This window comes from Candidatus Liberibacter asiaticus (genome assembly GCF_000590865.3).
Lineage (GTDB): Bacteria > Pseudomonadota > Alphaproteobacteria > Rhizobiales > Rhizobiaceae > Liberibacter > Liberibacter asiaticus.
Genome location: NZ_CP010804.2, coordinates 804,018 through 824,453, shown reverse-complemented (window position 1 = coordinate 824,453; position 20,436 = coordinate 804,018). Strand labels below are relative to the sequence as shown.

The following is a 20,436-nucleotide window of genomic DNA, read 5'->3' as shown; positions in this document are numbered from 1 at the left end:
TTACCTAATTAGCGTATAAATCTTGAGGAAGAAAGACACAATCAAAACCATTGCAAACGATAGAGGAAGAAAAACCTTCCATCCTAATCGCATTAATTGATCATAACGATAGCGTGGTACAAACGCTTTGACCATTGCTACCATGAAAAATAGCCCTAAAGTTTTAAAAACAAGCCAAAAAAATCCAGGAATAGATTTAAAAAGTGAAATATCAAACGGTGGCAACCATCCTCCTAAAAATAAAATACTTGCCAAAGTACACATCAGAACAATGGTCGAATATTCGGCAAGCATAAATAACAAATAGGGAGTAGAACTATATTCTACCATATAACCAGCAACCAACTCCGATTCCGCCTCAGATAAATCAAAAGGAGGACGATTGGTCTCTGCAAGAAGAGAGATAAAAAAAACAACAAACATTGGGAAAAGCGCTAACCAATACCAATCAAGCATGGAAGGAGGAAAACCCAAAAATGTCCCTAGACCACTTTTTTGAGAATAGACAATATCGGTAAGATTAAGTGAACCTGCACATAACACAACTGTTACTATCACTAAACCAATAGAAACTTCATAAGAAATCATCTGTGCTGCAGAACGCAAGGCGCCTAGGAATGCATATTTCGAATTTGATGCCCATCCTCCTATAATGATCCCATAGATTTCAAGAGAAGAAATGGCAAGAATATAAAGTATTCCAACATTAATATCCGCGATGATCCAACCATCTGCAACAGGAACAACAGCCCATGCAGATAAAGATAAAATAACCGATACAAGTGGTGCTAAAAGAAACAATATCTTATTGGATTTACTAGGTATAATAGGTTCTTTAAATACAAATTTTAAAAAATCAGCAAAAGATTGCAACAATCCCCAAGGCCCTACCACATTAGGACCACGACGCAGTTGTACTGCCGCCCAAACCTTGCGATCCATAAGCAAAACGTATGCAATAAAAATCAAAAGACCCACTAAAAAAACAATTGATTTAATAGCCATAAAGAATAAAGGCACAAAAAAATCCTCTATAAAGGAAGACATCATCCTAATTCCTTTGCACTATCGAAAATTCTTTTTTCACAACTTTGTGCAACAAGAGAACATTGCGCCATAGTTGCTGATGCTCTTGCTATAGAATTTGCCAAATAAAAATTTTCCACTGTTGAAACAAAATTTCTTTTCTGCATTTTTCCTACTTTTTTAGCTAAAGCATAAATACCATCTGTAGCTGAAGGCCGTATTTCATCTAATTGCATAAAATGAGGATGATGCGAATACAAGTGAGATCGCAATTGCGATAAAGAACTAAAAGGCAGGCTACATTTTAGTTCATCCGCGAGAGCACAAATAATTTCCCAATCTTCTTTTGCATCTCCCGGAGGAAAAATAGCACGCATTCCCATTTGTACCCTCCCCTCAGTATTAACCCATAAACCTGATTTTTCGGTATATGCAGCTCCAGGTAATATAACATCGGCAGATTGAGCACCTCTATCACCATGCGAACCTATATACACAGTCAACGCTTGCTTGTCAGAAAAATCTAACTCATCTGCCCCCAACAAAAAGACAATATCAGTTTTGTCCAAGATATTCATTGCATTGATAGTATCGTCAGCAGGAACAAAACCCAGATCCAAAGCTCCAACACGCGAGGCTACGGTATGCAAAACCGCAAAACCATTCCATGAATCGCTGATTCCTCCAACATCAATAACTAATTTCGCAATATTTGCCATCACTTCTACATTATCCGAAGCCCTGAGCGCCCCTTGACCCACTATAATCAAAGGACGAGTTGCCTCTTGTAACTTCTTAAAAAAAGGATGTTGACCCGATACAAGATCAGCCAAAGCCTCACTCCCATTTCCTAAATGCTCGTATTTATAGCGCAACTCTCCAACATCCCCAATGACAGCAATAGGGAAATTACCACGTCGCCAACGTTTACGAATACGTGCATTTAAAACAGCAGCTTCCAAACGAGGATTAGAACCAATAATCAACATGGCATCAGCTTCTTCTATTCCTTGAATAGTAGGATTAAAAATGTAACTAGCACGGCCGTACGAAGGATCCAGATACTCACCGTTTTGTCGGCAATCAAAATTCTCACAGCCCAAGGATTGCATCAGTAACTTAAGCGCATATATTTCTTCTACAGAAGAAAGATCTCCTACAACAGCCCCCAATTTCACATCAGAAGACAATACAGCTGACTTAATTGCCTTCAAGGCATAATCCCAACTAACGGGCTTCAAACGTCCATTGATACGCGCATAAGGACAATCTAAGCGCTGTACCTTCAGTCCATCCCAAATAAAACGGGTTTTATCTGATATCCATTCTTCATTAATAGATTCATTGATACGGGGAAGAATCCTCATAACTTCACAACCACGCGCATCAATTCTAATAGCAGAACCAAGAGCATCCATCACATCTATGCTGTCGGTCTTTGTTAATTCCCATGAACGACCCGTAAACGCAAATGGTTTAGAGGTTAAAGCACCAACAGGACAAAGGTCGATGATGTTACCCTGCATTTCGGATGTCAACGACTGTTCAAGATAAGTAGTAATTTCAGCATTTTCACCTCTTCCTACCAAACCTAATTCTGAGACTCCTGCAACTTCAGTGATAAAACGTACACAACGCGTACAGTGAATACAACGATTCATCACCGTCTTTACTAAAGGACCTATGGACTTATCTTCAACAGCTCTCTTTTCTTCACTATAACGAGAAGATCCAAATCCGAAAAAAATAGCCTGATCCTGCAGGTCACATTCCCCTCCTTGATCACATATAGGACAGTCTAATGGATGATTAATAAGAAGAAACTCCATCACACCTGCACGAGCCTTCTTCACCATAGAACTTTTAGTAAAAACTTCCGGCAATTCACCGTTAGGTCCTGCACGTAAATCAGAAACATTCATAGCACACGAAGCTTGCGGCTTCGATGCAATTCCCTTGATCTCCACCAAGCACATACGACAATTACCAGCAATAGATAACCTCTCATGAAAACAAAAACGAGGAATCTCAGCACCAGCAAGCTCACAAGCTTGCAAAATCGTAAAACCGCTAGGGACTTCAATCTCTATACCATCAACCTTTAACTTCACCATCATTTGCATAAACCATTTATTACAAGAGGATACTTTAGATGACTATTGAAAGTTACATCTATGATATTGATCTATACGCTCTTCAATCAAAGGTCGAAAATTCTTTATTAACCCTTGTATTGGCCACGCTGCTGCATCACCAAGAGCACAAATTGTACGCCCCTCTATATTCTTACTTACTTCATAAAGCAGATCAATTTCACGCTTTTGAGCTATACCTTTGACTAAACGCTCCATCACTCGCATCATCCATCCAGTTCCCTCACGGCAAGGTGTACACTGACCACAACTCTCATGTTTGTAAAAAACAGATAAACGCCATATTGCCTTAATGATATCCGTAGATCGATCCATCACTATCACAGCTGCCGTCCCCAGCCCTGATCCCATCTCTTTTAAACCATCATAATCCATAATAGCACCTCTCATCTGACCAGCAGGAAGACACGGAACAGAAGAACCACCTGGAATAACAGCTAAAAGGTTATCCCATCCTCCTCTAATGCCACCACAATGCTTCTCGATTAATTCATCAAAAGTAATCGACATAGACTCTTCAACAGTACAAGGATAATTAACATGACCTGAAATAGAAAAAAGCTTTGTACCTCTATTATTTTCTCGACCAAATCCAGAATACCAACTAGCACCACGCCGTAAAATAGTCGGAACTACTGCAATAGATTCAACGTTATTCACCGTAGTAGGACAACCATATAAACCCACATTAGCGGGGAAAGGAGGTTTAAGCCGAGGTTGACCTTTCTTCCCCTCAAGACTCTCGAGCAATGCTGTTTCTTCTCCACAAATATAAGCCCCAGCACCATGATGTACAATAATATCAACATCATAGCCAAGTTTGCTATTCGATCCAAGAAGACCGCTAGCGTAACATTCATCTACGGCAGCCTGTAAAGATTCACGTTCCCTTATAAATTCCCCACGAACATAAATAAAAGCACAATGTGCCCCTATAGCAAAAGAAGCAATAACACAACCTTCAATTAACGTATGCGGTTCATGTCGCATAATATCACGATCTTTACAAGTTCCCGGCTCCGATTCATCCGCATTCACTACAAGATAGTGAGGACGATCAGAACATACTTTCGGCATGAAAGACCACTTCATTCCTGTCGAAAAACCAGCACCACCACGCCCACGCAAACCTGATGCTTTTACTTCATTAATAATCCAATCACGGCCTTTTTCTAAAATCTTATCAACATTATCCCAATGCCCTCTACTCATAGAATCGCTGAGAGATTTTCCCTGCAAACCATATAGATTGGTAAAAATACGATCTTGATCTGTTAACATATTCAGACTTTCTATATTTTCCCTTATGAAGAATAATTTCGTAGATCTTCAAAAACTTTGTAGGGCATCTCCACGTCATTACCTCGCATTCCATTCACAACATCAGTACAGAATTCAATCATTAATCCTGCGACAATAATATCCTTTAAGCTCCAAAATCCTTTTGCACCGGAAAAAAATCAAGAGATCTTATCATCCTTTTTTTTCTTACCTCTTTTTTTGCTGTTATTGTCCAAAAGCGATGTCAATCCTCCCGCAGGTGCAGAACTAATCCGGTCAATTTGAGGACCAGGACGTATGGTATCACCTTGTCCTGTAGAAAAAGCATCAATAATTTCTTCTAAACGCTCTGGCGTCAAATCTTCATAAGTATCTTTCCCTATCATAACCATGGGTGCATTGACACAAGCTCCCTGACATTCAACCTCTTCCCATGAAAGAGTTCCATCTGAATTTCTATGTAACGGTTTTTGATGAATTTTATTGCGACACACCTCGATCAATTTTTCACAACCCCGCAACATACACGGCGTCGTACCACAAACCTGAACATGGGCACGCGTTCCTACTGGAGACAATTGAAATTGCGTATAAAAAGTGGCAATTTCAAGAACACGAATATATGCCATATCCAATATATTAGCAACCACTTCAATCGCAGCACGACTAACCCATCCTTCTTGTTCTTGAGCACGCATCAGCAACGGAATAACCGCAGACTGACACCGCGATGGAGGATATCTACTTATAACTTCATTGACCCAAATGGCACTTTCTTCACTAAAAGAGAAAGATGAAGGTTGAAATTCTTCTTCTGCTAATCGACGAACAGACATATCCCTTCACGCCCTTATCAAATTTCATATAAATTAAAGATTTGCACCAATAAAAAAACACTCAAGTAGAATTTACCTATCAACTTCACCAAAAACAATATCCAAAGACCCTAGAATCGCTGATACATCTGCCAGCTGATGCCCTTTGCACAAAAATTCCATTGCCTGAAGATGCGCATATCCAGGCGCACGAATCTTACACCGATAGGGTTTATTACCACCATCAGAAATCAAATAAACTCCAAATTCTCCTTTAGGAGCTTCTACAGCCGCATAAACTTCACCAACTGGAACATGATATCCTTCGGTATAAAGCTTAAAATGATGAATCAACGATTCCATAGAACGCTTCATATCCGCTCTCTTCGGAGGAACAATTTTAGGATCAGATGCAGATACCGGACCGACCTTATTCTTTCCAAGTAAACGATTGACACATTGTCGTATGATTTTCACAGATTCACGCATTTCCATCATACGCACTAGATAGCGATCATAACAATCCCCGTGTTTGCCGATCGGAATATCAAAATCTAATTCTGAATAACATTCATACGGTTGAGATTTACGCAAATCCCAAGCTGCACCAGATCCACGAATCATAACTCCTGAAAATCCCCATCCCCACGCATCTTCAAGCTTAACGGTCCCAATATTAACGTTACGCTGTTTAAATATACGATTCCCAGTTAACAGATCGCTGATATCATTAAGAGCAGACGGAAAAGAATCACACCAACAACCTATATCCTCTACCAATTCTGGAGGAATATCCTGATGCACTCCACCAGGACGAAAATATGCCGCATGCATACGTGAACCAGAAGCACGCTCGTAAAACACCATAAGCTTTTCTCGCTCTTCGAATCCCCACAAAGGAGGAGTCAAGGCTCCAACGTCCATCGCCTGCGTGGTAACATTTAATAAATGAGAGAGAATACGCCCAATTTCAGAATAAAGAACCCGAATTAACTGTCCCCGAATTGGGATTTCAATACCGAGAAGCTTTTCCACTGCCAAAGCATACGCATGTTCTTGATTCATAGGCGCCACATAATCCAGACGATCAAAATACGGAACTGCCTGCAAAAAAGTTTTTGTCTCAATAAGCTTTTCGGTACCTCTATGCAGAAGACCTATATGAGGATCAACACGCTCTACAATCTCACCATCAAGCTCAAGAATAAGCCGTAAAACTCCATGTGCTGCAGGATGTTGCGGCCCAAAATTTATAGTAAAACTACGACTCTTCTTTTTATCCATCTATATGGACTCCATCCCATAAAACTCGTAGCATAACAAGCATACTTCCCTAAGACATATCATCCTTTGAATCTTCCTTAGCAAACAAAGAATTCACCCCCTCCCAAGGAGATAAAAAATCATAGTCGCGGTGCTCTTGCATCAATTCTACAGGACGATAAACAACCTTTTTAACCTTATCATCGTAATGAAGCTCTACAAAACCAGTAACCGGAAAATCTTTGCGCAAAGGATGACCTTCAAAACCATAATCCGTGAGAATACGTCGCAAATCAGGATGACCTTCAAAGAAAATTCCATACATATCCCATACTTCACGCTCAAACCAATCCGCCCCAGGATAGATCCCCACGATAGAAGGAACGGATTTCCCTTCAGCAACAGCGATTTTGACTCGCAAACGACGATTATATTTTGGAGACAAAAAGTGATAAACCACATCAAAACGATTAGAGCGACTTAAAAAATCCACACCACACAAGTCTATTATGTTTACAAAACAACAATGCGGATCATCTCGAAGAAAACTACAAAGCGAAACTAGATCACCACAATCAACATCAAGAGATAATTCTCCGACTGAATTAACGGCAAATCTCACAGAACCACTAAATGAATTAACTATGTAATCACCGAGATCTTCAATCTTTCTAACCACATTGCTACCTTTTTAACACTTGACATTTCCAACACGACGAATCTTCTTTTGCAATAAAAGAATTCCATAAATAAGAGCCTCTGCTGTGGGTGGACAGCCAGGAACATAAATATCTACAGGAACAATACGATCACATCCTCGCACAACAGAATAAGAATAATGGTAATAACCTCCTCCATTAGCACACGACCCCATCGAAATAACATAACGAGGTTCAGGCATTTGGTCGTATACCCTTCGAAGAGCTGAAGCCATCTTGTTAGTTAATGTACCCGCAACAATCATAACATCTGACTGACGCGGCGAAGCACGCGGTGCAAAGCCAAAACGCTCAAGATCATACCGAGGCATAGAAGCTTGCATCATCTCAACCGCACAACACGCTAATCCAAAAGTCATCCACATCAATGATCCAGTGCGCGCCCAAGTAACCAGCTGATCAACAGAGGTAACAAGGAATCCTTTGTGCGTTATCTCACTACTAATTCTAGAAAAATCTGCGTCTACCTTCTCTAATGAACAAGAGCTCTGACCAGAAATGATCTTTTGATTAACCGTTGTTAATCCCATTCTAAGGCTCCTTTTTTCCACTCATAGATGAAGCCAACAGTTAAAATTCCTAAAAATACCATCATTGATCCAAATCCCAACCAAGTAATCTGCTTGAAATAAACTGCCCAAGGAAACAAAAAAGCAATTTCTAAGTCAAAAATCACAAACAAAACAGACACTAAACAAAAGCGAATATCAAACTTTACACGAGCATCGTCAAAAGGATCAAAACCACATTCGTAAGTTGATAATTTTTCTGGATCAGGAGACTTAAAAGCAACAATAAATGGAGAAATCATGAGGACAATAACTATTGCCGACGCAATCGCCATAAACACTAAAATCGGTGCATAAGAAGTTAAAAGATCACTCATCTTGAAATAATTTCCGCTATCAAAGCACGTATCCGTACGGGAGAAGTTTATTCTCGCAAAAATACAATAATATTACATTAAAAACGAATACTAATCACTATACAACAACCAAATATACGGCACAAAATAATTATTCATATGGCGCGAGTGACGGGGCTCGAACCCGTGACCTCCGGCGTGACAGGCCGGCGCTCTAACCAACTGAGCTACACCCGCTATTACTTTGCAAATTACGACAATCAATCCACTGCAGAATGTCGATGGCAAGCAAATAAAAAAAGCATGTTATAAGTTCTTTATTACAAAATTTATAAACACAATACAACTAAAATGAATCAGTCATAACAAAATTATGCAACAAAGATGTTGATACCCTACTACATAACCAATCCTTATACAATTCATACATACGATAAAATAATTGCCTTATATGAAAAAATAATATGCATTTTTTATCAACAAAAAAATATTCTATTTCATTTTTCTATTTGCGAACATCCAAGAATTATTGTAAGGTAGATGCGCATAGGGCGATTAGCTCAGTGGTAGAGCGCCTCGTTTACACCGAGGATGCCGGGAGTTCGATCCTCTCATTGCCCACCATTCAGGGTTATTTTTTGTATCTCCTTCTCTTGTTAAGCGATATTTTGATTTCCTGAGGAGAGTTGGGTGTACGTCTTTTGTATAGATTCACCTCCGTTATCTCCTGTTATTCTTTTTTATATTTTAGGTAGTAAATAAGCATTTAGAATCGCCTAGAATGCTACCATAGATGATAAGCCGACTTTGCAGAAATAAACCTCTTTCCAGTTATGGCAATGATATAAACTGAAAAAGTTAAAATCATTAAATGTAAAATCTTGTCATCACTGTTAAAATACAATTCAGAAAAATACAGATGCTACCCCTCTTTCGAGTAAAACTATCAAGAAGTGCAATAAAATATGCTAACTAATAGGATGTAAAATAAATAATCTTATAAGTTCGAAGAATAGGCAAACATTTCAAAGTCAATGAAGAAAAGATATTGTTATTAAAATCATCCCTCTCCATCACACAATAATCGCTGTTTTCTCGTCGCATTTAATTTTCAGCTTATTGCAAGGTACCTCACCTATTGTTCCCCTCTCAAAACGCAAAACCATTTAGCGTGATAAAAATACAAGAATCTTAACAATACACTTTCCACAATTCATACAATACTTCCACTATGAACTTTATGCATTCTTCAAGAAGACTAAGAAAAGAGCCTAATAATGAACCGTGCGAAACTACCTATTAAAAATGAAATCATCTCTTTAAAAAATCCTTCGTATGATAGACGATCTATGCACCAAGGGAAAGGAAACTTCTAATCAGTAATGCTATGAACTAATAACTTGATGAACGTTGTTACTCCTTTCACCGTTACGAGGATGTTCAGCACTTCATCAATACTTTCTCTATACGCGTTTGTTGTTTCCGCGCCTGCTTCATGACAATCTAATTTTTTAAGTAGCGCAACGGCACTTTTAAGCTCAACAAACTCGGCTCATGTCACTTGGTCTAATTTTTCCGACCACCTCACGTAGCCAATTTCTTGTTTGACCATTCCATACGTCGCAATACTCGAACTTGTCATCTTTTGTTTCTATCTTCTGAAGATACAAATTAGCGATCTTTCCAGTCACTAAATTGACCCATCGGTAAATTTCGCGTCTCCAGAAGAGCACCCCCTACTTCCTGTTCACATCCTGTATCCATACAGGCATCCAATACATTTCTTGTGGCACTTGGAATGCTGTTCGCAAGATTACGACTTTCTATTCTGATGGCTTTACCGTCTTCTAAATCAGTTCTTCAATTGTTTGGTCATTAAACTTGACATCTTTTTCTGAAAAGCAACATCCACCCCAGTTTATCGAATACTTTTAATTTTAAAATGTTCGCACCATTCATATCTTGTCCCATCCAGATTTGAGAAGTCGGTTTATCATTGTTATAGACATTGAGATTCTACAAAGAACCTAGATGAACGAAATAACGAATACACGAATCTCTTTTCATAAAATTGAATAAATAAAAAATAATCTCATATAGAAGGAAAATTTTTATAATAAAAAGAATAAAAAAAAATATGACCTTATACAAAAAAGAGAAGGAAACTCTAAGAGCTTCCTTCTCCCATAAGCATATATAAGTATATGGAAATGATTTACATCATCATATCCATACCACCCATACCACCGCCCATACCGCCACCGGCAGGCATTTGAGGAGATGCTGTTTCATCTTTTGGCGCATCAACAACAACAGCCTCAGTAATAAGCATCATACCTGCAAGAGAACCCGCAGACTGTAAAGCATTGCGAACTACCTTCACAGGATCAATGATACCCATTTCAAACATATCACCGAAAACACTTTTTTGAGCATTATAACCGTAGTTAGCAGTTTTGCTTTCCTGTATTTTGCTGACAATAAGCTCAGATTCATCTCCAGCATTTTTAATAATTTGACGACATGGATAAGAAAGAGCCTTACGAACAATTTCTATACCAGCACACTGATCCTCATTATCTCCTTTGACAGACAATGCCTGAGCTGCACGGACGAGCGCAATACCGCCCCCTGGGACAATACCTTCATCAGAAGCAGCACGCGTAGCATCAAGTGAATCTTGGTAACGATCTTTTTTCTCGCCCAACGCCGCCTCAGTTACATCTCCAACTTCTAAGACAGCAACACCCCCTGCTAACTTAGCTAAGCGCTCTTTTAGTTTGTCACGATCATAATCGGACTTAGTATCTTCAATAGCTTTTTGAATTTCGTTAATACGACCTTCAATTCTCTCTGAAGGACCATTTCCCCCAACGATTGTTGTATCATCTTTAGACATGACAACTTTTTTAGCAGAACCCAAATCAGCAATCGTGGCTTTTTCAAGCTTAAGACCAATTTCTTCGGAAATAACAGTAGCCCCAACTACAGCGGCAATATCGCGAAGAACTTCCTTACGACGATCACCAAAAGCAGGCGCCTTCACTGCAAGAACTGGCAACCCGCAACGCACTCTATTAACAACAAGAGTTGCCAACGCATCCCCTTCCACATCTTCAGCAATAATACACAAAGGACGACCCGACTGTGTTGCACTTTCCAATATTGGAAGTAACGGTTGAAGCGCTGATATTTTCTTGTCGTAAATCAAAATATATGGATTCTCAACCTCAGCCGTCATCCTTTCGGTGCTGGTTACGAAGTAAGGAGAGATATATCCCCGATCAATCTGCATACCTTGAACAACTCTCACTTCAGTAGTCGCTGTTTTAGCCTGATCAATGGTGATGATTCCATGCGGACCTATCTGTTCCATTGCATAAGCAATCTTTTCACCAATCTCTCTATCACCGTTAGCAGAAATAGTCGCTACCTGGATAATTTCTTCACGACTTCCCACCTTCTTATGATTCGCCTTAAGATACTCAACCACTTCTTGAACGGCGAGATCGATACCACGTTTTATGTCCATAGGATTGAGACCTGCGGTAACATATTTCCGACCCTCATTATAAATTGCTTGAGCAAGACAAGTAGCCGTAGTGGTACCATCTCCCGAACTATCTTCTGTATTAGTCGCCACATCTCGTATCATACGAGCACCGACCTCATGAAAATGATTCTTAAAACTGATACTTTTAGCAACAGTGACACCATCCTTAGTAACGCGAGGAGCACCGAAAGAATTGCCAATTATAACACAACGCCCTTTAGGACCAAGAGTACATTTTACAGCCTCGGCAAGCGTATTAACACCATATGCAATAGCATCCCGCGCAGCAGTACCCAACTTAATATCTTTAGCAGCCATAGACTAAAACTCCTAGATTTTACAAAATCAAATCACCAACAGGGATCCATATAAGACCCCATCCAAACACCTACTTATTTTTTTTCTCCTCAACAACGATACCCATGATGTCTGATTCTTGCATCACAAGATACTCTTCACCGTCGTTAAGCTTAATCTCTGTCCCAGACCACTTGCCAAAAAGGACAATGTCACCTTTACTGACTTCAGGCTCAATTACTTTTCCACTCTGATCCATAACACCAGCACCAACCCACATGATTTCACCACTAGAAGCAGAAGGCTTTTCAGAAACAGTATCAGGTATCAGAATATTACCGGTTGCAGTCTTTATTTCACTTTGAAGACGGCGTACAACTACACGACCCCTTGTAGGACGTAAATAGTTCTTATGCTCACCTACCATACTCTAAACTCCTTTAACGTAAAACTAATATAATAACGACATACAAATAATTTTCTCGCCATTGTTGTCATTCCACCAAGGCGAGCACTAGTAACAAGGATTTAGGAATAAATAGCTTTGAAGTCAAGAGGAGGGATTAAGAATAAACAAATTCATTTTGTAATACATGCAATCACGGAACAAATTGACAAAAAATAGTTATATCTAATAAATATTGAATATGCATGCATTATTACGGATGCGATCGAATATAGTAGGCAGTCAATGACGAAAGAAATCACATCTCTGCGAACAATTCTACCCTATTACGATGTCATCCTTTGTGACGTATGGGGAGTCCTCCATAATGGACAAAAATTTCTTCCTGGCACCATTCCCGCCCTCAAAGAAGCACGCGAAAATGGTTTGAAAGTAATATTGTTTACCAATTCTCCACGCCCATCTGCAAGTGTTATTTCTCAAATACAATCATTAGGATCTTCATCTCAATTCTGGGACGATATTATCACTTCTGGGGATTTAACACACCATCTTCTTGTAGAGGAATCACACAATATCTTTTTCATAGGCCCTCAAAGAGATTATGCTCTACTTGAAAAACTCAATATTAAAATAGTCAATGAGCAACACGCAGAAACCATACTATGCACCGGACTATACGACGATGAAAAAGACAAAACCGAAGATTACCGTATGCTTCTAGAACGTTTTGCCCATCGCCACATTCCTCTTATTTGCGCTAATCCTGATATCGTCGCCAACCGTGGTAATAAAATTATTCCTTGTGCTGGAGCATTGGCACTTATCTATCAACAACTGAACGGCATAGTTAAAATGATTGGGAAACCCCATTTGCCTATTTACGAAATGGCATTTAAAAAAATATCCTCTTTATGTAATTCATTCAATAAAAAACGTATCCTCGCTATAGGAGATGGAATGGATACCGATATAAAAGGAGCCCTGCAATCCGGCATAGATGCATTATACGTCAGTGACGGAATCCATAGGCATGAATACTTGTTCAACGATAACATTGATGCTCAGATGCTGCAAAATTTCTTTACTAAGAAAAATTTATATCCTCATTGGTGGATCCAACAACTAATCTGAACAAGGACAACCATGCACGTTTTCCATAACATTGAAATTAATCAATCACTACCAAATCATTTAAAAGGTGGAGTGGTTGCCATCGGAAATTTCGATGGAATACATCTTGGACATCATCTGATACTAGAACAAGCGATTAAAATAGCTAATAATTCTCCTATTACAGTTCTATCATTCAATCCTCATCCCCGTACTATTATACAATCTTCTTCCCCAATATTTACATTAAGCCCACCATCGATTCAGGAAAAAATCCTAGAAAAAATGGGGTTTTCTGCACTTATTCGATATAAATTCACTTTAGAAACAGCCAATTATTCCGCCGAACAATTTATACAAAAAGTATTGGTAGAATGGCTAGAAGTAAAAACAGTAATTACGGGAACTAAGTTCCGTTTTGGAAAAGATCGCGCTGGAGATAGAGGTATCTTGCAAAAAAGAGGAGAAAAATATGGTTTTCATACCGTTTTCATTGATGAATTGCGCAATAATAAATCTCAAATTGTATCTTCCAGCAATATTAGAACCGCACTGACAAAGGGTCATGTTCTGAATGCTGCTCACTTGCTCGGGTATCGCTTCACCATTGAATCGGACGTCATTCATGGGGAAAAAATAGGACGAACGCTAGGATTTCCTACTGCTAATATGCAGCTTTCACCTGATATATTACTCAAAGAAGGGGTTTATGCTATCCGCTTTCGCACACAAGACCAAACGTCTTATAGCGGAGTTGCAAATTTTGGTAGAAATCCAACTATGGTCCCAAACGGACCTCTTCTTCTAGAAAGTTTTATTTTTGACTTTTCTCAAGAAATCTACGGACAAAGATGCACTGTTTCATTCTTTGATTACTTACGTCCAGAAATAAAATTTAAAGACATAGAAAAATTAAAAATATATATGGGAGAAGATGAAAAAAAAGCACGAAAAATCCTAGAAAGCTCTTATCCATTAAGCGAAAGAGATCGCATAATTTGCTTCTAAAAAAAATCAACTACTTATCTCCTCCTTACCGTCCAAATAACCTGCAAAAAAACCATTGATTTAACGATTTTTCTAACATTTTCGCAAATTTTTAACAGCAAAAAATAAAGGATCACACATGGCAAATAACACAGGATTAAGCCCTATTCAAGCAGGAGAAAAGCGGGTCAATGTCGATGATAAACGCATGTTGAATGCCCGCTCCGACGTCAATCAGTTATTACCCCTAAAATACGGATGGGCATGGGAAAAGTATTTATCTGCTTGCAATAATCATTGGATGCCAACCGAAGTACCTATGCAAGACGATCTTGCACTGTGGAAATCAAAAAACGGATTGACAGATGATGAACGCCTGATGATTAAACGTAACCTCGGATTTTTCGCCTCTTCTGAAAGCCTAGTCGCTAACAATATTGTCCTAGCAATCTATCGCCATCTTTCTAATCCTGAATGTCGACAATATCTCCTACGACAAGCATTCGAAGAAGCAGTGCATAGCCATACCTTCCAATACATTATCACTAGTCTCGGTCTTGATGAAGGAGAACTATTTAACATGTATCGAGAAGTCCCTTCCATCACCGCTAAAGCCAATTGGGCTTTACAGTATACTCAAACTCTGAGCTCTCCATCCTTCACTACTGGAACAAAAGACGCAGATCAAGAATTCTTACAAGATCTCTTCGTTTTTTATGTCGTGTTTGAAGGAATGTGGTTTTACACGGGGTTTGCTCAAATACTATCGCTAGGAAGAGCCAATAAAATGGTGGGAATCGCCGAACAATATCAATACATCATGCGAGATGAATCACTGCATCTCAATTTTGGTATTGATGTCATCAACCAAATTAAAATCGAAAACCCCCATCTTTGGACAAAAGAGTTCCAACAAAAAAGTCGCACCATGCTCCATGAAGCTACCCTCCTCGAAATCGCCTATGCACATGAAACAATGCCAAAAGGGTTCGTGGGGTTAAATGCTCCCTCATGTGAACAATATATGCAGTTCATCGCCAATCGTCGTTGTCACCAAATCGGTTTAGAACCTTTGTTCAAATATACAGAAAACCCTTTCCCTTGGATGAGTGAAGTAATAGATTTGAAAAAGGAAAAAAACTTCTTCGAAACTCGGGTCACAGAATATCAACAAGGAGCAGAGTTGAAATGGGATTGACAATAATTATCTATGATCGTGCCTTTGGTTATCTAGCAAAATATTTAAGCGATCGTCTTATTATTACATGAAAGCTTTTCCAATCTTTCATGATCATTGCCATTTTCTTAAAGATATGTTATAATTAACGCTAGTTCTTTTAGTATATTATAAGGGGAGGCGTGTTGTTCTATGTTTTTGCGTTCTGCCTGTCGAAATTTACTCGTTTGCATACTCAGCATCCAATGTTTGGTGTTGTTTTGCTCTGAAATATTTGCTTTTGAAAAATATAAAGCGCCATCCTACCCTACTACAGTAGCACTAAACGTTTTGTCTCCACTGGCTCCACTGGGAGATGGTTGCGAGCAGTTAGTAGGTGCGACAGTTCATAGTGAGGGAAAGAAAAGAAGTCACGATGTGCCCAGTAGTTCAAATCAAGAAGATCAAAGGGGAAGCCCTTCTCCTAAAAAAACAAAAAATATATTAGAGTTATTCCCTCTACCACTACCCCCTACCCAATATTATAGCTTCTGATCTTTAGGCAAAAAATATAGCGAGTACGATACGTGCCATTAGAGTGAATTTTTTCTTTTTTTCACGTAATACCTTTGTTACATATGAACGTATAATCAAAAAAAAATAGCATCATGTGTTATCATCACATAAGGCATTTCAATTGATTACTATACTGGACAAAAGCTAGAATAATGACTATACCAGCTCGACATGTTAAAATATTCCCCATGGGTGATTAGCTCAGCGGTAGAGCAGCTGACTCTTAATCAGTTGGTCGCTGGTTCGAATCCGGCATCACCCACCATTTTCTTCATCGTACGATCGCCTAATCTTTTGCTAGATTCGCAGCTTCTTATGTCCATTGAATTGTTGGTGGATTACAGCCTCTTGAATATTCACTAGGCACTCGACATGCGTTTTATTACTTCATGAACGATGACGTCAGAGCGATACGACGAGATATCGGCTTCAAAACCCTGAACAAAAAATAGATTACCCTCTATTGTCTATTATATTCTATTGCCTAGTCATCCTTAAAACTCAACAGATTGATTATGGCTAGAAAAATAAAATGATATCACCTTTAAAACAGCTCATCTTTTCCAGAATTTTCCCCAAAAATCTCTCTCTGATCCTTGCAGAGACCCATATTATGAGAGTGTTATGTGGAATAATAGTTAATCATCTTATAGACAACTAATATAGTTTACATCGTGTAATAGATGAAATATATACCTGATTTTATATTCTCTGACATAAACAAACTTAAATACTAAAAGCCATTATCGATTATTCTTTATAAATTTACTGCTATTCTTTATAAATTTACTGCTTTCTATTAGGAGAAAAAGATCATGAAAGATACCATTGCTCGCAATATTCAGTGTACCAAAATTTATATTTTCATCTTATTTTTTCTATTCGGTGGCATAACCAGTCTAAACTCTATTCTCGTCCCAAAACTACAAAATAGCTTTTCCCTCACCTATCTACAAGCAATGCTTGTGGAAGCCATTTTCTTTTCTTGCTACTTTTTCTTCTCTATTCCTGCTGGAATGTTCATTCAACGATATGGATATATAAAAGGCATTTGCACAGGATTACTGATTATGTCATTAGGATGCATTCTATTCACAGCTACCATTGAAATTACAACTTTTAAAGTGTTTTTAATCGCCCTATGTATTTTAGCAATAGGGGTTGTTATAATCCAAGTTGCCCTCAACCCTTTTATTTCTTTACTCGGTGATCCTAATACAGCTGTTAGTCGACTGACTTTCGCCCAATTTTTTAATTCCCTAGGCACGGCGATTTTCCCTTATATCGGTTCAGTATTAATGCTAGGAAACTTGGCAAGTCCCAATACATCCATGTTAGCGGATACTATGAAAGATTACCAAACTGATACAGCAAGAGTTATCTCCCAAATGTATTTGGTACTTGCTATCATTCTTTTCCTTGCTACTTGGTTATGCTGGATGCAACGCAATAGTTTTGCTGATCATAAAAGAAATCATATAAGTTTTCTCAAAACACTAGATATATTGGCAAATCCTCGATTTACAATGGGTGCAGTATGTATATTTCTTTATGTTGGTGCAGAAGTAGCTATTGGCAGTATTATGGCTAATTACTTGATGCGCCATGATACTCTGCACTTGGACGGAATATCTGCTGGTCAACATACTGCGATATACTGGGGTAGTGCAATGATTGGTCGTTTTATTGGAACTTGGATACTGTCCCGTTTTTCTGCAGAAAAAACTCTGTGTGCATTCGCAACCACAGCATGCTCTTTAGTAATCCTTTCTTCTTATACCACTGGTTTTATATCAGGATGGTCTCTCATAGCAGTTGGTCTGTTTAATTCCATTATGTTTCCCACAATATTTTCTCTAGCAAGTGCTAGCCTAGAAGACCAAGCATCTGGGGGATCTGGCATTATATGTACAACTATATCAGGGGGTGTCATTATTCCTTTGGGCGTGGGATATCTTGTAGATATTGCCAGTTTAAGAGATGCAATGTTTGTTCCAGCTGTCTGTTATATTATCATCGCCATATATGGTATATATTGCTGTTATAAGGAAAATAACTTTGAGCAAAACACTCCCTAGAACATCATAAATCGCGTAAAAAAAGCGATTGACGCATGACTTGGTGGCGAAGAGGTGTAACTCTTTTTAAAAGATGAAACGTTCCTGCACGCAAAATTTGCAACAGAGGATATCGCGAAAATAGTGATCGATTAAACAGATCTGTACCTACAATTCTCTTAATAATATCTCCACGGCGCATAGCATGGTAACGATTTCCTATAGCTCGAAAAGACATATGCTCAGATTGAAACAAGTTCAATAAAATGATAACATCTCGCATGGATAAATTGAGACCTTGCCCACATATAGGGGGTAATGCGTGCGCCGCTTCTCCAACGAGCACTACCCTCTTCTTACCAAAACAATGCGATATCATCCCTGACAATTGAAAAATTTGCACATCTGTCACCACCTCAATCTTACCAATCACAGGATAGAGATACTGTTCAAGCCTGCGCGCTATTTCATTGACAGGAAGTTTATAATAGAAATCCGCTTCTTGAGATTCCATTATCCATACCAAACTAGAAAAATTTTCCCTCAAAGGAATTTGAGTAATAGTCCCTAGAGACTTATGGAATTCTACACATCGACCATTATGAGGCATAGAATGCTGAAAATTGAGAACAAGTGCTTTCTGTGGATAAGACCATTTATTCTCTCCATAACCCATTTGTCGACGAACAGATGAATTGCGCCCATCACTACCGATAAGAAATTGACCAACAATTTGTTGTCCCGTAGAAAGAAGAATTGTAACCTCTTCCTCTCCTATTTGGATCTCATTCGCCAAAGCATCAAAACAATGAATAAGAGGATCTTGAGAAATTTTCTCCGCAAAAGATTCCATCAATACATGATTAGGAATATTATAACCGAACGCATCTAAACCAATCTCAGAAGAGTGAAATATGGCATCTGGAGCCGTTATCAAGCGATCTGTGATATCAACTAATCTGAAAGACGATACGGGTTCTGCTATATCTTGAAGAAAATCCCATACGTTGATCTCCTTTAAAAAGTCAATTCCTTCACCCATAAGCATAGTCGTGCGTAAATCCTGCAAAAAAGATCTCGGAGAAACAAGTGCCGTCAAAAAACCCTTTTTAGCGGCACCAATCGCAGCAACAGAACCTGCAAGACCACTACCAATAATAATCACATCAAAATGATTCATTGAAACGCACCTTTAATCGAAACCCATTTTTTCTTCGCTTTTTAAAATACATAAACATCCATTGCCAATATATTATAAATTTTGACCAGTGGTTAGGCAACAATGATTTTCTTGTGGCTGCATTATATAATAATTATGGAGGATAGAATTTCCACCTTTTATATAAACTAGAAATATGATAGAATTCCTGTGAGCTAGAGTCGTCATAACTATCCAATGATTGGAAAAATGAATTACAAAAATTTTTCGCATAAACGCGTTAGTGCATTTTCGGTGCATATTCTGACAGCTTTTGGATCTTTTATTGCATTTCTTGGCGTCACAGCAGCAGCTCAGTACAGGATCGTTGATATGTTTTGGTGGCTCGGATTAGCGCTGATTATCGATGGATTTGATGGACCTATTGCTCGAAAAATGCGCGTCAAGGAAGTTCTTCCTAATTGGTCTGGAGATACTCTTGATAATATCATTGATTATTTGACCTATGTTGTCCTCCCTGCTTTTGCGCTATATCAGAGCAATTTATTGGGCAATAGCACTGGATCATCTGTTGCAGCAGGAATGATGGTTATATCGAGCTCTATTTATTATGCTTATACAAATATGAAAACGGAAGAACACTTCTTCTCTGGATTTCCTGCAGTATGGAATATGGTCGTTTTTTCTCTGATAGCCCTGAATGCAAGTGTTCTCGTTTCAACAATAGTCATTACTACATCTGTCATTCTTACATTCGTACCTGTTAATTTCTTACATCCTATTAGAGTTGTTCGATTACGTCCTCTCAATTTTTTCGTATTCGTTTGCTGGTGTCTTTTGGGATTCTATGCTTTAATATCAAATTTTCAGGTATGCCGATGGTTTAGCTTTGCTTTTAGTGTATGCGGAATTTATTTGTATAGCATAGGCGCCATACTACAGATTTTTCCTAATCTTGGGAAAAAACGGCAATATTGATGTATCCGCGAAAGTGTTCTCATAGCATCAAT

16 protein-coding genes, 3 tRNA genes and 1 pseudogene are annotated in these 20,436 nt (G+C 38.6%); 8 read left to right on the top strand and 12 right to left on the bottom strand.

Translation table 11 applies throughout. From position 1 onward, the window contains the following. The 9 genes and pseudogenes from nuoH to CD16_RS03715 all read right to left on the bottom strand — a co-directional run bounded on the left by nuoH (position 1) and on the right by CD16_RS03715 (position 8,359). On the bottom strand, positions 1 to 1,047 hold the full coding sequence (nuoH, locus tag CD16_RS03755; RefSeq protein ID WP_015452693.1) for an NADH-quinone oxidoreductase subunit NuoH: 1,047 nt from the start codon (positions 1,045 to 1,047) through the stop codon (positions 1 to 3). Next, complete coding sequence (gene nuoG, locus CD16_RS03750) at positions 1,047 to 3,140, bottom strand: NADH-quinone oxidoreductase subunit NuoG (RefSeq protein ID WP_031934960.1); 2,094 nt, start codon at positions 3,138 to 3,140, stop codon at positions 1,047 to 1,049. Before nuoG ends, nuoH begins: the two co-directional genes overlap by 1 nt. Positions 3,141 to 3,182: 42 nt before the next feature. Beyond that, positions 3,183 to 4,460: an NADH-quinone oxidoreductase subunit NuoF gene (gene nuoF / locus CD16_RS03745; protein WP_015452691.1), complete on the bottom strand. Its 1,278-nt coding sequence runs from the start codon at positions 4,458 to 4,460 to the stop codon at positions 3,183 to 3,185. A gap of 191 nt (positions 4,461 to 4,651) precedes the next feature. Next, a pseudogene (gene nuoE, locus CD16_RS03740) lies at positions 4,652 to 5,296 on the bottom strand (NADH-quinone oxidoreductase subunit NuoE); the annotation flags it as partial. A 72-nt stretch (positions 5,297 to 5,368) separates the two neighbouring features. Then, entirely contained in the window at positions 5,369 to 6,559 is a 1,191-nt protein-coding gene (locus CD16_RS03735; protein WP_015452688.1) for an NADH-quinone oxidoreductase subunit D, read from the bottom strand. A 49-nt stretch (positions 6,560 to 6,608) separates the two neighbouring features. Then, entirely contained in the window at positions 6,609 to 7,217 is a 609-nt protein-coding gene (locus CD16_RS03730) for an NADH-quinone oxidoreductase subunit C (protein ID WP_015452687.1), read from the bottom strand. Positions 7,218 to 7,229: 12 nt separating this feature from the next. Continuing rightward, on the bottom strand, positions 7,230 to 7,787 hold the full coding sequence (locus CD16_RS03725) for a NuoB/complex I 20 kDa subunit family protein (protein ID WP_015452686.1): 558 nt from the start codon (positions 7,785 to 7,787) through the stop codon (positions 7,230 to 7,232). Then, positions 7,778 to 8,143, bottom strand: coding sequence for an NADH-quinone oxidoreductase subunit A (locus CD16_RS03720; RefSeq protein WP_015452685.1), 366 nt, complete (start codon positions 8,141 to 8,143; stop codon positions 7,778 to 7,780). The genes CD16_RS03725 and CD16_RS03720 overlap by 10 nt, the downstream gene beginning before the upstream one ends. Positions 8,144 to 8,282: 139 nt before the next feature. Continuing rightward, a tRNA-Asp gene (locus CD16_RS03715) sits at positions 8,283 to 8,359 on the bottom strand. A gap of 312 nt (positions 8,360 to 8,671) precedes the next feature. Here CD16_RS03715 and CD16_RS03710 point away from each other — a divergent pair. Then, positions 8,672 to 8,746 (top strand) — tRNA-Val (locus CD16_RS03710). Between the two features lie 1,591 nt (positions 8,747 to 10,337). Here CD16_RS03710 and groL read toward each other — a convergent pair. Then, positions 10,338 to 11,993, bottom strand: coding sequence for a chaperonin GroEL (gene groL, locus CD16_RS03700; protein ID WP_015452683.1), 1,656 nt, complete (start codon positions 11,991 to 11,993; stop codon positions 10,338 to 10,340). A 70-nt stretch (positions 11,994 to 12,063) separates the two neighbouring features. Beyond that, a complete protein-coding gene (locus CD16_RS03695; RefSeq protein ID WP_015452682.1) occupies positions 12,064 to 12,399 on the bottom strand; it encodes a co-chaperone GroES in 336 nt (111 codons plus the stop codon). A 264-nt stretch (positions 12,400 to 12,663) separates the two neighbouring features. Between CD16_RS03695 and CD16_RS03690 the strand changes: the two genes are divergently transcribed. From CD16_RS03690 to CD16_RS03665, 6 genes are all read left to right on the top strand, one after another. Continuing rightward, the gene (locus CD16_RS03690) at positions 12,664 to 13,512 is read left to right on the top strand and encodes a TIGR01459 family HAD-type hydrolase (protein WP_015452681.1); all 849 of its coding nucleotides are present in this window, start codon (positions 12,664 to 12,666) and stop codon (positions 13,510 to 13,512) included. Positions 13,513 to 13,524: 12 nt separating this feature from the next. Beyond that, on the top strand, positions 13,525 to 14,499 hold the full coding sequence (locus CD16_RS03685) for a bifunctional riboflavin kinase/FAD synthetase (RefSeq protein ID WP_015824926.1): 975 nt from the start codon (positions 13,525 to 13,527) through the stop codon (positions 14,497 to 14,499). Positions 14,500 to 14,617: 118 nt separating this feature from the next. Then, positions 14,618 to 15,676 carry a ribonucleotide-diphosphate reductase subunit beta gene (locus CD16_RS03680; RefSeq protein ID WP_015452679.1) on the top strand — a complete coding sequence of 353 codons (1,059 nt, stop codon included), beginning with the start codon at positions 14,618 to 14,620 and terminating at the stop codon, positions 15,674 to 15,676. A gap of 171 nt (positions 15,677 to 15,847) precedes the next feature. Further along, positions 15,848 to 16,189, top strand: a complete 342-nt coding sequence (locus CD16_RS03675; protein WP_015452678.1) for a hypothetical protein — start codon at positions 15,848 to 15,850, stop codon at positions 16,187 to 16,189. Positions 16,190 to 16,400: 211 nt separating this feature from the next. Continuing rightward, positions 16,401 to 16,475, top strand: a tRNA-Lys gene (locus CD16_RS03670). Positions 16,476 to 17,025: 550 nt separating this feature from the next. Beyond that, entirely contained in the window at positions 17,026 to 18,288 is a 1,263-nt protein-coding gene (locus tag CD16_RS03665; protein ID WP_015452677.1) for a sugar MFS transporter, read from the top strand. Between the two features lie 4 nt (positions 18,289 to 18,292). Here the strand turns inward: CD16_RS03665 and CD16_RS03660 are convergent, their stop codons facing one another. Further along, positions 18,293 to 19,447, bottom strand: a complete 1,155-nt coding sequence (locus tag CD16_RS03660) for an FAD-dependent monooxygenase (RefSeq protein WP_015452676.1) — start codon at positions 19,445 to 19,447, stop codon at positions 18,293 to 18,295. 228 nt (positions 19,448 to 19,675) lie between these two features. On the opposite strand from CD16_RS03660, the gene pcsA reads away from it, so the two are divergent. Further along, positions 19,676 to 20,404: a phosphatidylcholine synthase gene (gene pcsA / locus CD16_RS03655; protein WP_192943154.1), complete on the top strand. Its 729-nt coding sequence runs from the start codon at positions 19,676 to 19,678 to the stop codon at positions 20,402 to 20,404. Positions 20,405 to 20,436: the final 32 nt, after the last annotated feature.

What these genes read in the sequence shown, in the direction of transcription:
- nuoH (WP_015452693.1), bottom strand. Translation starts at nt 1,047, where the DNA reads ATGTCTTCCTTTATAGAGGATTTTTTTGTGCCTTTATTCTTTATGGCT.
- nuoG (WP_031934960.1), bottom strand. Translation starts at nt 3,140, where the DNA reads ATGGTGAAGTTAAAGGTTGATGGTATAGAGATTGAAGTCCCTAGCGGT.
- nuoF (WP_015452691.1), bottom strand. Translation starts at nt 4,460, where the DNA reads ATGTTAACAGATCAAGATCGTATTTTTACCAATCTATATGGTTTGCAG.
- CD16_RS03735 (WP_015452688.1), bottom strand. Translation starts at nt 6,559, where the DNA reads ATGGATAAAAAGAAGAGTCGTAGTTTTACTATAAATTTTGGGCCGCAA.
- CD16_RS03725 (WP_015452686.1), bottom strand. Translation starts at nt 7,787, where the DNA reads ATGGGATTAACAACGGTTAATCAAAAGATCATTTCTGGTCAGAGCTCT.
- CD16_RS03720 (WP_015452685.1), bottom strand. Translation starts at nt 8,143, where the DNA reads ATGAGTGATCTTTTAACTTCTTATGCACCGATTTTAGTGTTTATGGCG.
- groL (WP_015452683.1), bottom strand. Translation starts at nt 11,993, where the DNA reads ATGGCTGCTAAAGATATTAAGTTGGGTACTGCTGCGCGGGATGCTATT.
- CD16_RS03695 (WP_015452682.1), bottom strand. Translation starts at nt 12,399, where the DNA reads ATGGTAGGTGAGCATAAGAACTATTTACGTCCTACAAGGGGTCGTGTA.
- CD16_RS03690 (WP_015452681.1), top strand. Translation starts at nt 12,664, where the DNA reads ATGACGAAAGAAATCACATCTCTGCGAACAATTCTACCCTATTACGAT.
- CD16_RS03685 (WP_015824926.1), top strand. Translation starts at nt 13,525, where the DNA reads ATGCACGTTTTCCATAACATTGAAATTAATCAATCACTACCAAATCAT.
- CD16_RS03680 (WP_015452679.1), top strand. Translation starts at nt 14,618, where the DNA reads ATGGCAAATAACACAGGATTAAGCCCTATTCAAGCAGGAGAAAAGCGG.
- CD16_RS03675 (WP_015452678.1), top strand. Translation starts at nt 15,848, where the DNA reads ATGTTTTTGCGTTCTGCCTGTCGAAATTTACTCGTTTGCATACTCAGC.
- CD16_RS03665 (WP_015452677.1), top strand. Translation starts at nt 17,026, where the DNA reads ATGAAAGATACCATTGCTCGCAATATTCAGTGTACCAAAATTTATATT.
- CD16_RS03660 (WP_015452676.1), bottom strand. Translation starts at nt 19,447, where the DNA reads ATGAATCATTTTGATGTGATTATTATTGGTAGTGGTCTTGCAGGTTCT.
- pcsA (WP_192943154.1), top strand. Translation starts at nt 19,676, where the DNA reads ATGAATTACAAAAATTTTTCGCATAAACGCGTTAGTGCATTTTCGGTG.